12 protein-coding genes and 3 pseudogenes are annotated in these 15,240 nt (G+C 61.0%); 6 read left to right on the forward strand and 9 right to left on the reverse strand.

Annotated features, from left to right (window positions below):
* Positions 1–3 precede the first annotated feature (3 nt).
* The 6 genes and pseudogenes from NKI19_RS13125 to NKI19_RS13150 form a co-directional block, all read right to left on the reverse strand.
* A complete protein-coding gene (locus tag NKI19_RS13125; RefSeq protein ID WP_352565281.1) occupies positions 4–1,554 on the reverse strand; it encodes a xylulokinase in 1,551 nt (516 codons plus the stop codon).
* 22 nt (positions 1,555–1,576) lie between these two features.
* On the reverse strand, positions 1,577–2,605 hold the full coding sequence (locus NKI19_RS13130) for an ABC transporter permease (RefSeq protein ID WP_352565279.1): 1,029 nt from the start codon (positions 2,603–2,605) through the stop codon (positions 1,577–1,579).
* On the reverse strand, positions 2,602–3,594 hold the full coding sequence (locus NKI19_RS13135) for an ABC transporter permease subunit (RefSeq protein WP_352565278.1): 993 nt from the start codon (positions 3,592–3,594) through the stop codon (positions 2,602–2,604). Before NKI19_RS13135 ends, NKI19_RS13130 begins: the two co-directional genes overlap by 4 nt.
* Positions 3,595–3,682: 88 nt before the next feature.
* Entirely contained in the window at positions 3,683–4,981 is a 1,299-nt protein-coding gene (locus tag NKI19_RS13140) for a sugar ABC transporter substrate-binding protein (protein ID WP_352565276.1), read from the reverse strand.
* A 59-nt stretch (positions 4,982–5,040) separates the two neighbouring features.
* Positions 5,041–5,385 (reverse strand): non-heme iron oxygenase ferredoxin subunit, encoded by a 345-nt coding sequence (locus tag NKI19_RS13145; protein WP_352565274.1) that lies wholly within the window; start codon positions 5,383–5,385, stop codon positions 5,041–5,043.
* 184 nt (positions 5,386–5,569) lie between these two features.
* Positions 5,570–5,764, reverse strand: a pseudogene (locus NKI19_RS13150) (ABC transporter permease); the annotation flags it as partial.
* A 324-nt stretch (positions 5,765–6,088) separates the two neighbouring features.
* Here NKI19_RS13150 and NKI19_RS13155 point away from each other — a divergent pair.
* From NKI19_RS13155 to NKI19_RS13180, 6 genes and pseudogenes are all read left to right on the forward strand, one after another.
* Complete coding sequence (locus NKI19_RS13155; protein WP_352565272.1) at positions 6,089–6,997, forward strand: tyrosine-type recombinase/integrase; 909 nt, start codon at positions 6,089–6,091, stop codon at positions 6,995–6,997.
* Between the two features lie 3 nt (positions 6,998–7,000).
* A pseudogene (locus NKI19_RS13160) lies at positions 7,001–8,193 on the forward strand (IS91 family transposase).
* 530 nt (positions 8,194–8,723) lie between these two features.
* The gene (locus tag NKI19_RS13165) at positions 8,724–9,236 is read left to right on the forward strand and encodes a Crp/Fnr family transcriptional regulator (protein WP_352565270.1); all 513 of its coding nucleotides are present in this window, start codon (positions 8,724–8,726) and stop codon (positions 9,234–9,236) included.
* A complete protein-coding gene (locus NKI19_RS13170) occupies positions 9,190–9,426 on the forward strand; it encodes a helix-turn-helix domain-containing protein (RefSeq protein WP_352565268.1) in 237 nt (78 codons plus the stop codon). The genes NKI19_RS13165 and NKI19_RS13170 overlap by 47 nt, the downstream gene beginning before the upstream one ends.
* 81 nt (positions 9,427–9,507) lie before the next feature.
* Entirely contained in the window at positions 9,508–9,753 is a 246-nt protein-coding gene (locus tag NKI19_RS13175; RefSeq protein WP_352565266.1) for a hypothetical protein, read from the forward strand.
* 538 nt (positions 9,754–10,291) lie between these two features.
* Positions 10,292–10,454, forward strand: a pseudogene (locus NKI19_RS13180) (JAB domain-containing protein); the annotation flags it as partial.
* A gap of 86 nt (positions 10,455–10,540) precedes the next feature.
* Here NKI19_RS13180 and NKI19_RS13185 read toward each other — a convergent pair.
* The 3 genes from NKI19_RS13185 to NKI19_RS13195 all read right to left on the reverse strand — a co-directional run.
* Positions 10,541–13,120 carry a bifunctional diguanylate cyclase/phosphodiesterase gene (locus NKI19_RS13185; RefSeq protein WP_352492782.1) on the reverse strand — a complete coding sequence of 860 codons (2,580 nt, stop codon included), beginning with the start codon at positions 13,118–13,120 and terminating at the stop codon, positions 10,541–10,543.
* Positions 13,121–13,604: 484 nt separating this feature from the next.
* The gene (locus NKI19_RS13190; RefSeq protein ID WP_352492772.1) at positions 13,605–14,471 is read right to left on the reverse strand and encodes a class I SAM-dependent methyltransferase; all 867 of its coding nucleotides are present in this window, start codon (positions 14,469–14,471) and stop codon (positions 13,605–13,607) included.
* A 234-nt stretch (positions 14,472–14,705) separates the two neighbouring features.
* On the reverse strand, positions 14,706–15,240 hold a 535-nt coding region (locus tag NKI19_RS13195; RefSeq protein ID WP_352951141.1), incomplete at its 5' end, for a glycosyltransferase.

The raw sequence follows: 15,240 nt of genomic DNA on the forward strand, positions 1-15,240 counted from the left end.
CGGTCATCCCGAATGGTACTTGTTGAGCAGCATCCGGTGGCGATCCATGTCGCCGCGCAGGTTCTGATAGACCGACGACCAGACCTCGAAGAATTCGTGGTAGCGCTCGTGCAATTTCGGATCGGGATCGATCGTCTCCTTGATGCGCACGATGCTTCCGAGCGGCTCGGTCGGCGATTTGTAGAGGCCCGCCGCGACGCCAGCGAGGATTGCGTCGCCGATCGGGGCGGCTTCGCCGATGTCGGGCACCTTCAGCGGCAGGTTGACCACGCTGGCGGTGATCTGGTTCCAGAACCGGCTCTTCGTCGGGCCCCCATTGAGGATGAGCCCGTCGACATTCACGCCCGCCTCATTGGCGATACGGACATTTGAGTAGAGATCGAAGGCGACACCTTCGATCAGCGCTCGAATGAAATGCGCTCGTGTCGTCGTTGGCCGCACACCGAAAAAGACCCCGGCGGCGCTGCTGTTCCAGTTGGGCGACAGCGTGTTGCCGAGATATGGCAGGTAGAGCAGGCCATCGGAGCAGGCCGGCACTTGCTTGGCCTGCTCCGTGAACAGGTCAAAGACATTATGGCCCATGCGCTCGGCCAGCCGGAACTCGGAATCGCCAAACTGATCGCGAAACCATTTCAGCGATGCGCCGGTGAAGGCCATCGGCCCGTCGAACATGGTCAGGCCGGGCAGCACGTGCGGCCATTTCAGGATGCGATATTCGTGAACATCCTGCTCGGTCGGGATCATGATGCCGAGATTTGATCCTGTCCCCATGGAATAGTAGGCCTCGCCCGCCGTGGTGACGCCAACGCCGAGCGCCGCCGAACTGATGTCGGTGCCGCCGGCCGCAACTATGGTGCCGGGACGCAGCCCGGTTTCCTCGGCCGCCTGCTTGGTCACCTCGCCGACCACTTCATGCGACTGATAAAGACGCGGGAATTTCTCCAGCGGGATGCCGATCGCCTTGGCGATGGATTCGTTCCAGCACCCCTTCTGGTATTCGTAGGCGTAGGCCAGTCCGGCGTCGCCGGTGTTCATCGTGAAGTTGCCGCACATGCGGTAAGTGCAATAGCCGGACGGCGACAGGAACTTATGTGTTGCGTTGAAGATATGCGGCTCGTGCTTCTTGATCCACAGCGCCTTGGGATCGATGAACCATGGCGCGACGCGGTTGCCGTTATTCTTGTTGATCGTCGCTTCGCCGACACTGCGGCGGATGTCGTCGCACTCCTCTTCCGAGCGGGAATCCATCCAGATCATGGCAGCGCGCAGCGGCTTGCCCTGGTCGCTCACTGGCAGCGTGACGCCAACCAGGCCGGACAACGCCACCGCGGCGATATCGTCGGCGAATCGGCCTTGTTCGAGGCACTGCCTGACGGCGGATACGACGGCGCTCCAGTAGTTCGACGCCTCCTGTTCCGCCCAGCCCGGAAACGGATGGAACAGCGGATGCTCCTGCGAGCCGAAAGCCACCACCTTTCCGGTATTGGTGTCGAGGATTGCCGCCTTGACGTTGGTCGTGCCGATATCGATGCCGAGCGTAAGATGTCCGCCCATGTGATCGCTCTCCCTTGAATGGCTATGAATGCGTCTTCTTGCGGCTCGTCCTCGACAAGCCGACCGATGCGATAAGGACAATGCCGATCGCCAGGTTCTGATACCAGTTGCCGACGCCCCAGATGGCGAGCAGGTTCAGGCCGGCGGCGAAGGCGACGCTGCCGAGCAGCGTGCGCCAGGGCGAGCCGACGCCGCCTGCCAATGCGGTGCCACCAATGACGGCAATGGCGATCGCGGTCAATTCGTAGCCGGCGGCGAGCGGCGCATCGACGGATTTCAGCCGCGCCGTGAAGACGATGCCCGCGACGGCGGCGCAGAACCCGCTGATGAGATAGGCCAGCACCACGTAACGCTGTGTTTTGATACCCGCATAGAGCGCGGCCTTCTCATTGCCGCCAATGGCGTAGAAACGGCCGCCGCGGACCGTGCCGTTGACGAAGGCGATCAGCGCAAGAAGCACGAGAAGGAAGATCAGGAAGCTGACCGGAATGCCCGCCACCTTGCTGTCGCCGATCCAGCCGTAGAGCGGCGCCTTGAGATAGTAGGGATGACCGTTGGTGAGCACGTAATTGAAACCGCGCAGCGCCGTCAGCGACACGAGCGTCATGATGAAGGAGGGTACCTTCAAATAGGCGATGCCGATGCCGTTGACCGCGCCGACCATGGTGCCCGTCGCCAGCGCGATCAGGATCACCGGGATGATCGGCCCGGCATAGGTATTGCCGCGCACCAGCCAGCGACCGCCCAGCATCGGGCCGATCTCGGTCATGACGATGACACCGACGACGACCGAAAAGATCATCAGGGCGGCGACGGAAAGGTCGATGCGGCCTGTGAGCAGCACGACAGTCATACCCAGCGACAGGAGCCCGATGACGGCGACGTTGCGCATCAGGTTCTCCAGGTTCAGCGCGGTGAGATAGTACTCGGATGTCAACGCGCCGACGGCGAAAATCATTACGATCAGCCAGACGATCGGCTCGCGCGCCAATCCTTGCAGGAAGGGAGCAACGCGCGACGTGGAAACTCCTGAAACACCGACGACGCTCATTTCGCTATCCCGCGCTGCCACATGCCCGGCAAGACCACTGCAAGAATGACCGCTGCTGTGACCACCTGTTGCAGGTAGATGCTGACGCCGAGCTGGTTGAGAAGGTTGTTGACGATGCCAATGATCATGGTCGCTACGAAGGTTCCGCTGATCGACCCAACGCCGCCCGCCAGCGCCGCGCCTCCGAGAACGGTCACCGCGAGCACCGATAGTTCCATGCCTTCGAAGCCGGCGGGATTAATATAAGACAGGCGCGCGCTTTCAAGCATGCCGGCAAGTGCGGCGCAGACGCCTGAGATCACGAATACAGTGACGCGAACGGCAACGATGTTGATGCCTGACAGCGCCGCGGCGGTTGCATTGCCTCCGGTTGCGAAAAGCGCACGGCCGAAGATCGAATACTTGGTCAGAGCGATCGCCGCCGCACCCAGCACGAGAAGCAGCCATACAGGAACGGGAATGCCGGCGAAGGCTCCGCGGCCAAGCCATAGATACGTTAGGAGGCCTTCCGGATAGAGCGCCTGCCCACCCGAGGCAATGTTGGCGACGGCGCGACTGATGCCCAGCATTCCAAGTGTCGCGATCAGCGAAGGAATGCCGAAAGCGGCGACCAGGACGCCGTTGGCCAAGCCTGCACCGAAGCCGACGAGCAAGGTCGCGCCGATCACAAGAGTTGCCGATCCGGTCGGGATCAGCAGGCCGCCGACGACGCAGGAAAGGACGGCGACGCCCGCGACCGACAGGTCGATCTCTCCCGTGATGACCACCAGCGTCATGCCATAGGCCATGATGCCGATCCCCGCCACGGCGAGCAGTATGACGTGGATGTTGGCAAGGGAAAGGAACGAGGGCGCGATCGCCTGACCCGCAATAAGCAGAGCGACCAGCACCGCGACGCGGCTCATATCGCCGGCGCCCGGGTGCCGCCGGGCGCCGGCCGGTCGCGCGGGGGAAACCGGCTCGGCGACCTTGTTTTCGAGAATGCTCATATTGTGTCGCACCATGCCTGCCTGATTGGGTCAAGGCCTGCCGGATCCCGACGCGTCAGGATTCCGGCAGGCGGCTTGGGAGCGGCCGTCAGCCCGAGATTTCCGGACCGTAGGCGTAGGGCCATTCGTCCGGAGTCAGTGTCTCGATGCCTTCGATGTTCATCTTCTCCTTGGTGATCATCGGCAGGTTCGGCGTCATGATAAGTTTGGGCGGCGCTTCGTTGAGACCCGCCTTGGCGCCGATATGCATGACGACGGCGCGGATGCCGATGTCGCCGATCAGTGGCGTGTAGGGCGACACCATCTCGATGTTGCCGGCCTTGATCTCCTTCAGCACCTCGCGGGCGTCGTCGTTGGCGAGAATGATGATCTTCTTGCCACCCGGCGCGCTGTTCAGCCGGTTGGCTTCGCGGATCGCGTCGAGAGCGCCCATGGCTTCCTCGCCGCCGGTGTTGAACGACACCGAAATATCCTTGAATGCCTGGAGGGCATCCGCCGTCGCTTTGAAGGCTTGCGTACGCTGGCTGTTGGTATGGTAATTGGCCAGCACTTTGTAGCCCGGCGTATTGCCGATCGCTTCAAGAAAGGCGCCGGTGCGGATCGAATCCGCGGTGCTGCCGAGATCCTTGCGGTTGAAAACGATATTGCCGTCCGGCGCGGCATGCCTGAGGTAAAGGCCTTGTTGCAGTCCGTTGGCATAGAAGTTGCCGAGCACCTCCGAGCTGATCTGCTCGGATGAGGTGCGGCGATCGAGGCTGACCACCGGGATACCGGCCGCGATGGCGCGGTCGACCGGCGGCCCCATGGGCGCCTCGCGGTTCGGCCACAGCACGATGCCGTCATACTGCTTGGCGATCCAGGTATCGATCACCTGGCCCATCTTGTTGTCGTCGAACTCGGCATCGATGACTTCGAGTTCGATGTTGGGATGGCGCGCCGCTTCCCAAGCCGCGGTGTCCGCGAGGCTGATCAGCCAGGGATGATTGAACCCGTGAAAGACGAGGCCGATCCGGTATTTCTTGTTCGCATCGAGCACCGGCCCTTCCGGCAGCGGCAGGTAATCGGTGAAGGGCGATTTGATCTTGAGCTTGCTGTAGGGACCGGTGAAGCTGGCGCCCATGCCGGGTTTCCAGACGAACCCGCCGGCGAGATCGCCCACCGGGTAGACGTCGAGATAATCCCGGAAACCGTCCTTCTCGAACAATGCGCTGACTTCGCCATTCGACATGCCGGCCTTGGCTTCGTCGGAGTATTTCTTGATCAGGCCGTTGAGGACAGTGTGAACAGAGTCTCCCGCGAACGCCGGTGCGATTCCCACAGGTGCCGCGGCAAGCACGGAAAGTGCGGCGGCTGTCTTCAACAGATGACGTCGTGATAGCTTTAGCATTTAAGGTTCTCCTCCCATATTTTGGTTTCAGCCCGGGACATGTCCCGAAGAAGTCGTGGTCATTCTCCTCCTTCCACCAGGACGTGGACGTAACCGTCCTTCACCTTGGTTTCGTAGGTCCTCAGCCGCTCGGTTACGGGCGGTGAAAGCGGTGTGCCGGTCGGGATATGAAACAGTCCCTGATGCAGTGGGCATTCGATGGTCTGCCCATCGATATAGCCCTCCGAGAGGAAAGCGTGTGCATGCGTGCAAACGCCGGCGGTTGCGTAGAACTTGCCCGCCAGATTGAAGATCGCGATGCAGGACCCGTTGTGCTCGATACGCGTCGCGTCATCGACGGGCAGGCTGTCGGCCCGGATCGCTTGGAGCCATTGTTTGCCCGTCGTACTCGCTTCTGCCGTCATTCGTCTCCTCGCATTCATCAATTGTGTTCGCTTATTTTCGTTTTCTTTCCTCGGGCAGCAAATTCATTGTAGGAATGCGGGTATTGATGGGTCCCGCGGAAAGCATGCGGGACAGAACCGCCAGCGGCGCGGCTTCAACTGGCCATCGCCAGCGCCGCTGCAACCGCAATCATCGCTGCGGATTTTATCGAAGGGTCTGGTCGAACCGGTCGCGCAGCCAATCGCCGACAAGACTGATCGCGAGCGTCGTCACGACGATCGCGATGCCGGGGAACGCGGCGATCCACCAGGCATTGCCAAGATAGTCGCGCCGCGCGCCAACCATGTTGCCCAGCGACGTCATCGGTGGCCGAATGCCCAGCCCGAGAAAACTCAAGCCCCACCTATCCAGAGCAGCGACCTTGTTCCGCTTCAGCCGTGGCAGGGAGAAACGCCGCATGCCAATGCCAGAGGCGATAGGGAGGATACTGAACAGCATTCCGCAGTGGCGCCGTCCAAGTTGGCATTGGGGGCAGCCGCACTGAACATCCCTTATCGGGACCGAACGGCAGCAATCTAACCGTTGCTGCCCGTGGAACGAACCCGCTGCGCGGGATGGGCGCGTGGGGACGAGGTAGAGATCACGAACCGGACGTCGCGCCTGCGTTGAGCGGGGTTCGGCAGCGGCAGAGCATCACAGGCTTCTTCAACAAGGAGCCTGACCATGCCTCATCCAGTTCTCGAAGCTTCGATCAGCCCGTTGCGCCAGCGACTGATCGACGACATGAACATGCGGCGTTTCTCGGGGGAGACGCAACGCAACTATCTCCGCGACATCGGACGTCTGGCGACATTCCTTGGGCGCTCACCAGACACAGCAACCACCGACGACTTGCGCCGGTTCCAGATCGAGCAGCAGGACGGCGGCGTTCCCGTGCCGACCATGAACAGCATCGTGTCGGCGCTGCGCTTCTTCTTCACGCATACGGTCGATCGTCCCGATCTGGCGCGCAAGCTCGTCCGGCTGGCGCATCCGCGCAAGCTGCCCGTGGTCCTGAGCCGCGACGAGGTTGCCCGGCTGCTCAACGCCACCACCTGCCTCAAGCACCAGGCCGCGCTCTCGGTCGCCTATGGCTCAGGGCTGCGCGTCGCCGAGGTGTCGATGCTGAAGGTCGCTGACGTCGACAGCGAGCGCATGCTATTGCGCGTCGAGCGCGGCAAAGGCGGGCGATATCGCAACGCCATGTTGTCAGAGGACCTGCTCGCGCTGCTGCGCCAATGGTGGAAGGTCGGGCGGCAGCAGGGCGTGATGCACCGCGACGGCTGGCTGTTTCCGGGGCAGCATCCGATGAAGCCGATCAGCACGCGGCAGCTCTATCGCGTGGTCGTCGAGGCGGCCCAGGCCGCCGACATCGCCAAGCGGGTCGGGCCGCACACGCTGCGCCACAGCTTCGCCACCCACCTGCTGGAGGACGGCACCGACATCCGGATCATCCAGGTCCTGCTCGGGCACGCCAAGCTGAACAACACCGCCTTCTATACCAAGGTGGCGACCCGCACGGTGCGAACGGTGACGAGCCCGCTCGACAAGCTCGGTCTGTTCAAGCCGGGAGAGATCTCGCCCGACGGCTGAGCCGTGCGCGCCTCTGTCGAGGTCGCCGATGTCTTCCGTGCCGCCGGGCCCGCCTATCGGGCCGTCTATGCAGGTCATCTGAGCCTGCAGCAACTCAAGGTCATGTCTGCGATCGAGCAATGTCGCACCGCAGCCCTCGGCGGGCATGTCGAAGCCTGCGAGGACTGCGGCCGGTGGCGCATCGCCTACAATTCCTGCCGCAACCGGCATTGTCCCAAGTGCCAGGGCGCGGCCGCGCGGACATGGCTCGCCGAGCGAGTAGCCGACCTGCTGCCGGTCGGCTACTTCCACGTCGTATTCACGCTCCCCGCCGAGGTCGCCGCCATCGCATTCCAGAACAAGGCGGCGGTCTACAACCTACTGTTCAAGGCGGCATCGGAGACGATGCTGACGATCGCGGCGGATCCAAAGCATCTCGGCGCGCGCATCGGCATCACCGCCGTCCTTCACACTTGGGGCTCGGCGATGACGCATCATCCGCACGCGCACATGATCGTGCCGGGCGGCGGCATCGCGCCGGACGGAAGCCGGTGGATATCGTCGCGCCCGGCCTTCCTGCTCCCGGTGAGGGTTCTCGGCAAGCTGTTCCGTCGGTTGTTCCTCAACAGGCTGATCGCGCTGCACGACGCCGGGCGGCTAGCCTTCGTCGGAACAATAGCGCACCTGGCGGATCGCCGGGCCTTCCTGCGCCATCTTGCTCCCGTCCTGAAGAAGCGCTGGGTGGTCTATGCCAAGGCGCCGTTCGCAGGACCGGAGGCGGTGCTCGCCTACTTGTCGCGCTACACCCACCGGGTCGCGATCTCGAACAGCCGTCTGATCGCCTTCGACAAGAACAGCGTCACCTTCCGCTACAAGGACTACCGCCGTGACGGCGCCGACCGGCAGCAGGTCATGGTGCTCGCGACCGACGAGTTCATCCGCCGCTTCCTGCTCCATGTCCTGCCACACGGCTCCATCGCATCCGGCACTACGGCTTACTCGCCGGCGGCTCCCGCAAGGCCAGCCTCGCGCTCGCGCGCGAACTGCTGAGCGTCGCGCCGCCGCCCGATGACAACATTCCGGAAGAACCGACTGACTTCCGCCCGCCATGCCCGTGCTGCGGCGGACGCATGATCGTCATCGAGGTGTTCGAACGGTGGAGGCAACCGCGCGGACCCCCACACGATTCCCCATCGACCGGGAGCCACACGCCATGACCCGGCATGGCATGATCCAGCCTCCAGCCGCAGGCGCTCAGCCTCCGGCATCGGATCCACACGCGCTCGCGATGTTCATCGACGCCGCAGGGCGCGCATCCGGCTGCGCGACGAGCCGACAACGCCACGTGGCCGGAAGGCGAAGCGGCCCGTCCGCATCCATCCCGGCGCTTCCCCGCGGCAATCGCGCCCTCGCCGACATCCGCCGAAATCCGAAATCTCCATAGCCGTCACCTGTGGCCCGCGGGTTCCTTCCTCGGGGACTTTCGTACGCCTGCCGGCGCCCGAAACTCTTCACGATAGCGGCCTGTCCGCAAACCGCCCTTTCTGGACATTAGTAACCGCCGTCATAAGAAGCGCCCATCGCCGACGGGCCTTCACCGAAGGAGCTGGCTTCCCCAGCCTTTCGCCAGCGACGGATTCTTTGCCAATCGCGCATTTGAAGCCTATGCTCGCTGTATCGGCCGCCAGATCCTTCGGATGCAGCCGACAGTAAGAGGTAAGTGCTCTTGCCCGTCAGGGAGAGAGCCATGCCCCGATCCCTTCTTCGCAACCATGTATTGAAAACCCTCTCCCCAGAGGATTTCGCGCTATTGCAGCCCGCACTGCATCACGTCGAACTGGACATCAAAGCCCGTCTTGAAGACTCATATCAGCCGATCGAACGTGTGTATTTCCCGGAGATGGGCATCGCGTCGGTGGTCGCCACTATGACCGGTGGGCGGCAAAGCGAAGTCGGCATCGTCGGCCACGACGGCATGACAGGGGTTGCCGTTATCCTCGGCCAGGACAGGTCTCCCAATGAAACTTATATCCAGGTCGCAGGCAATGGCTGGATCGTCCCGGTTGAAGCTCTTCGCTCTGCGATTGCGGCAAGCCAGTCCCTTCGCGAGTCACTGCTTCGCTATGCCCACGCGTTCCTCGTCCAGTCGTCCCGAACGGGCACTGGTCAACGGCCATTCGAAAATCGAGGAGCGGTTAGCCCGCTGGTTGCTGATGGTCCAAGACCGCGTCGAAGGCAACAAGATCTACCTGACGCATGAATTCCTGGCGACCATGCTTGGCGCCCGGCGACCCGGTGTCACCACCGCCCTCCAAATGCTTGAATATCGGGGGCTGGTTCACGCCAAGCGCGGCGAGATCACGATTGTCGACCGCGTTGGAATGATCCAACTCACACATGGTGCTTACGGAGAGGAGGAGCAAAGTCACTTCGGCCTAGCATCCGCCTGATTGTCCGGGATCGGACAAACCCTTGCAGGCTGCCGAATTCGTGCCGTAAATCGTGTTGAGGGTTTTAGGGAGGCATTCTCGATGACCAGCACTTTTCACACAGTCACGGTTGAAAAGGCGGCAGAGGCCTATGTCCGTTCCAGAGGCAAGGCCCAGTTCCTGTCCATCGCACAGGCGATCCGCGCTATCAGAACTCTCATGCCCGCATGCAAGGCTACCGACCACGAGTTGGAGGAGTTGCTGGCAGCGGCATCCATCATTCACGGTGTGCCCGTCGCTTTCGATGCAAAAACAGCCGATGGCGTAGAGCCACGGCTCCATTCGTAGGCCATATATGCCCGCGCTCGCGCAGAGGCCTACCTTGTCGGACGTTCGCCAAGTGATTGTCCGCTACCTGATCGACGGTGTCGTCAGGCCGTGCATTTCGATATCCGAGGTTAGTCACGCCGTAAGGGGAGTATTTCCGCTTTGCGAACTCACGGATTGGGAACTTGGCGATCTCATTGCGCGAAGCGCGATCGATGCGGGATTTGCGATTGAATTCGACGCCGCGGGTCCGTAGGACGCTTGTCGAGGCTCAATAGCGGAACAGCAGCGTCGCCATGTGGCTCCCAATCACGGACGGTCAGGTTGCGGCCCAAATCAAGACGCCATTGCGTCGGTGAAAGCGTCCACAAGCGGTGCAAGTTCTTGTTCGAGAATGACATGCTGCATGTCAAATAGGATGAGCACGAGTCATCCCATCTGGCCGCCTCTAATGCAAACACCAATCCCCTGCCCCAGCTCAATGCCCGCCTTTGGCTTGCAGTATCCGCCCACGGTACCTTGCTCCATCGTGTATCACCGTGATCCAGCGTGACTGAGCGTGATGCACAACCATCCGTCGGGCGACCCGACACCGTCGCGCCGACATTGAGATGACCAAGCTGATTATCGAGACGGCCAAACCGCTTGGCATTGCCGTTCACGACCACATCATCATCGGCAGGAAAGGCCACTCCAGCATGAAGGGCCTGCTGCTGGTTTGAGGTTTGTTGTTTCAGCTTTGGCCGCTGTGCGCACATATACCGCAACGGTCGAGGCGGGTCGGGTCGGTAAACTCCGGCGCCGAGGCTCAGCTGGCCGTGCGCAGGCGCCGCGATCGGACAAAGGTCTTAAGTCCCTCGGAATCGAACGCGTGGCCGAAGGCATAACCCTGCAATATGTCGCAGCCGAGGCCTTTGAGTAGCCGTGCGTGCTGCATCGTCTCGACACCTTCCGCCACGACCTCGATACCCAGCGACTTGCCGATTTCGATGATCGACGAGACAACCTGTCTTCTCTGCGGCGATTTGACGATTGGGGTAACCAGCTGCCGATCTATCTTCAGCCGGCGAGGCTGCAACTTCAGCAAACTGACCATCGAAGCGTAGCCGGTACCAAAATCGTCTATTTCGACGTCAATCCCCAATTCTTTTATCTGCTCGATGTTCCAGGTGACAAGATCGTCGTTCTCGTCCAGGAAAATCGACTCAACGAGCTCGAACGAAACTGTTCCTTTCTTGATATTTTGTTCTCGCAGGCTCTTGATGAGCTCTTCGTCTTGAAGGCGCCTCGCCGAGACATTGACCGACACCCGTGGAATGTTAAGTTTTGCCGCGGACCACTGTTCGAAATCCGAAAGCGATTGCTTCAATATGGCTTGATCGATGATCGAGACGACGTTCAGTTCTTCTGCAATCCTCAGGAAGACGTCGGGCGCCAAAATACCCTTTACTGGATGTCGCCATCTCGCCAGCGCCTCAACCCCAACGATTTCGAGCGTCTTTGCGTCAAATTGGGGCTGGTAGAAGGGGATGAACTCGTTGCGCTCGAGGCCGCCGAGAATTTCGTCGGCAATCCGCTTTGTATCGACGATTTCGCTTTGCATCGCGTCGGTGAAGAATTCGTATCGATTGCGCCCACGCCTCTTTGCTCGGTAAAGCGCAATATCGGCGTTCACCAGCAGGTGTTTGGCTTCGACATCTTTTCCGTTGTCGACAGCTATTCCCACGCTGACGCCAAAACGGCACCGATGGCCCTGATAATAGACCGGTTCGCGCATCTGGCTGATGACCCGATCGGCAAGCAGCGCCAGTTGCTTGGTATCGTCGCGTACCACGCACAGAACGATGAATTCGTCTCCTCCGATGCGGGCGACGAATCCTTCGTCGCCGACCTTCGATCTGAGGACTGTCGACGCGTGAACCAACATCGCATCACCGGCGGCGTGGCCCAGCGTATCGTTGATGTGCTTGAACCGATCCAGATCGATGTGAAGCAGTGCCGCACGCCCGCCTGAGCGCCTGGCGTTTGCCGCGTAGTCTTCCAGTACCTGGTCGAGGTAACGCCGGTTGGGCAAGCCGGTCAGCGAGTCATGAAGCGCGATGTGCTCTATACGCGCCTTGGCCGACTCGAGTTCTGCATTTTTCGACTCGGACAGCTGTTTTGCGCGAACCAGATCCTTGTTCAGCAGGACGTCGGCAGTCACGTCCCATTCCGCGCCGATCATTTTTGGGGTGTCGTTTGCGGCCCGGTAAAGGATCGCCTTGGACCGGACATGACGGACCTCGCCATTGGGGCGCACAATCCGGTACTCCGACAAATATGGTCGTCCGCTGGCCACCGCCCTATCGAAATCTGCGTTGGCGCCAGCCAGATCATCTGGATGGATTGCTCCCGCCCAGTCCGTGTAGCCCCGGTGCTCCCCCGCTGGTTTGCCATATATTTCATTGACGCGTTCATCCCATGTAAGCTCGTTGGTCGCGAGATCGTGTTCCCAAACTCCAATAGCCGAAGCTTCCAGAGCGAGTTCAAGGCGTCGTGACAATCGGCGCAATTCCGCATAATTGCGCTGTCTTTCGCCTATCAGACGACCGGTGACCAGGAAGGGGAACACAACCAAGGCTCCGGCCGTCGCCATGATCGCGCGCAGCAACCATGCATTACTTGGCGTCGAAGGCCAGCCGTTCTTGGGAATGGCAGCGAGCTGCCACGAGCCGGAAGGAAGCAAAACGTCAGCCGTCACCGGATCGCTTTTGCTGATCTCCTCATTGCCGTAGAATTGACCACCACGGTGACCGAGGGCGTCCCTGCCAATCAGGGCGACGTCGATCCCGAGATCGTCGTCAAGCATGCCGCTCGCTCTGTAAAGGCGCTGCACGTCGACAACGGCGGAAATGATGCCCCAGAACCTTTCCGTGTTGCCCGCGCTCGGCACGAAAACCGGAAAGCGGCCGATGAAGCCTTGTCCTCCCTGCTTCAGCTCGACGGGACCGGCAAGCACCAGCTTGCGTTCATCTCGCGCCCTTAGCGCAGCCGCACGTTGCCGCTCGTTCTTGCGGTAGTCCAGGCCCATCGCCTGCTCGTTACCCTCCATCGGGTACATCAGGGAAACGACCAGATCGGGCGCGCCGGCAATATTGTTCAATTGCGAGTCGGCGCCAAACAGATTGCTCGCCAGCGAGGCGAAGCGTTGCTGTCCCATATAGGGCTCGGTCACGACCGCGGCGACCAATCCACGCACGAGTTGAAGGTTTCCGTTGATATTGCCTTCGAGCTTGGCGCGGATGAGATTGACCTTGGTCAGTACGTCCGCACGGACGGCCTGGTCCGAGACGACTTTGTTCTGGTGCTCCGCGAACGCTGCGCTGATAAGTATGACGACAAGCGCGATCGCCGCCGGAATATTTGCCGACGAAAAGACGACCTCCTTGATGCCGCCGAACCTAGCGCGGAAAAAAGCCAATAGGCGATTCCTCAAGTGCCATTTCAGGTTCCCGGGTCGACCCGATGAGGAACATTAGCGTTCAATGTTTAATTTGACCTTCACGCTCCTTAGAGCTTTTGCACTTTCCGACCGTTGCTGATGTTGCAGACCCGAGCGGTTGGAGCCAGCTGCCGATTTCCTCTGACATGGTCCCACCGGTTGAGATGCGCTGGCGCCGGCGATCCAGCGTCTGTCAATTATTCGCGAGGAGATCTGATGGGAGCAGGAAACGGCGGCCGGCCGCCGTTTCTGCGCATCTCAAGGCGCTCGTCTGTGGAAGCGGAGCGACAGAGAGGCCAGCTGGACCAGGCTTGCTCGGAAGATCGAGAGCGCGAGCGCGATTGCACACGTCGACGCTCCGACCCCGAGTACTTAAGAGCGTCGACCTGGACTAGTGCCCCTCAGTCGACTTGGGAGACACAAGGTATGGTATCTTGCCGACGCTGCGCTTCGTCGCGCCAATGGAATAGGCCATCGGTATCTTGGGAGAGTTCTCGGGCAGGCCGTACATATCCTTGCCGGCCCGCACGGCAAATGAAAAGTGCTGCCACGAAACCGTGTCATGCTCATTGAGAAAATCGAGCGTCAGACCAGCTGAAATCAGCGCATTCACCACGTCACTGATCGGGTGAATCCACTCATAATAGCGAGGATGCTTCAAGATGCGATCATCGCCGGTGTAGGTCAGTTCCTCGTTCCAGGCGAGCGGCCGAGCTATCGGCGTTCGCCAGTCGTGCTTCAATTCCAGGGCCGCGGCCTTTCGATCGCACTGAAACATCAATGGATGGCCCTCGGCCATGTAGAGGCGGCCGCCTGGTCTCAGAAGGTCGGCAACCACCCGCGCCCAACGGAACACGTCGTCCAGCCAGTTTACCGAGCCCCATGTAACGTATGCGATGTCAAAGGTCCGACCGAGCGCTTCCACCGCCTCGAACAGTGGCGCTTCCACGAAGCGTACGTCGGTGCCTGCCTTCGCAGCAAAATCCCGCGCCGCCACGATCGCCGTCGGTGAAAAGTCGAGCCCGGTCACGCTGCCTGCGCCGAGATTCTTTAGGCTGATCGTGTCGAGGCCGATGTGACACTGCAGGTGGACGATATCCTTGCCGGCGATATCGCCGAGCTCGCGCGTTTCCAGCTCATAGAGATTGGATCCGCCGGCCAGCACATTCTCGATGTGGTAGCTGCCCGTTGTGTCGGTCGAGTGCAGTTCGGCCCGATCATCCCAATTAAGGCGGTTCGCGCCCAGAAACCGTTCCAAATTCCCCCACCCCTGACCGACGCATGGTAAACAAGTCGTTAAAGCACCTTTGCAGCGAAAGTATCGCGCGTCAATCCGGACTGGGCGGCAGTGCGCCAGCGCTCGCAAAAGCCATGGCCCCGGAAGGCTTGCTGCTGATCAAAGGCTTCTGGCGCGATCGCCGCGCCCGGCGACAAGACCTACAGACAATCCCGGACTCCACCGTCGTGGTTTGCATGTGGATCAGTCGGTTCCTCAGCCCGGCACAGCCACCATCGCGATATTTCTGGAGAGCTCGTTTGTGGGGGCAGCTGTGTCTGCCGTGGCGCTCGTGAGTGCCCGGTAGAGTGCCACATAATCGCTGCACATGCGCTCGACCGTGAACCGCTTCTCGAACGTCTGCCGCACTCGTGCGCGATCGAGGCTGTCTATGCGCCGGAGCGCGCCCACAGCTTCCTCCACCGTATCCACGATCCATCCAGACACACCGTCATCGATGATCTCCGGGACGGCGCCACGCCGGAACGCAACCACCGGCGTACCGCAGGCCATTGCTTCGATCGTTACGAGCCCGAAGGGTTCCGGCCAGTCGATCGGAAACAAAAGCGCTATCGCATTGCCCAGAAAATCCGCCTTTTGCCGCTCATCGATCTCGCCAATGAACTCCACGTTCGAATGCCGCAGCACTTGCGGCTCGACCCTTTCCTTCCAGAACGACTGGTCCACCTTGTCGATCTTGGCGGCGATTTTCAGAGGAAACCCGGCCCGCGCTGCTATTTCTATGGCCGCT

Origin of the sequence: Mesorhizobium sp. M0751 (assembly GCF_040320265.1) — a bacterium.
Taxonomy (GTDB): domain Bacteria; phylum Pseudomonadota; class Alphaproteobacteria; order Rhizobiales; family Rhizobiaceae; genus Mesorhizobium.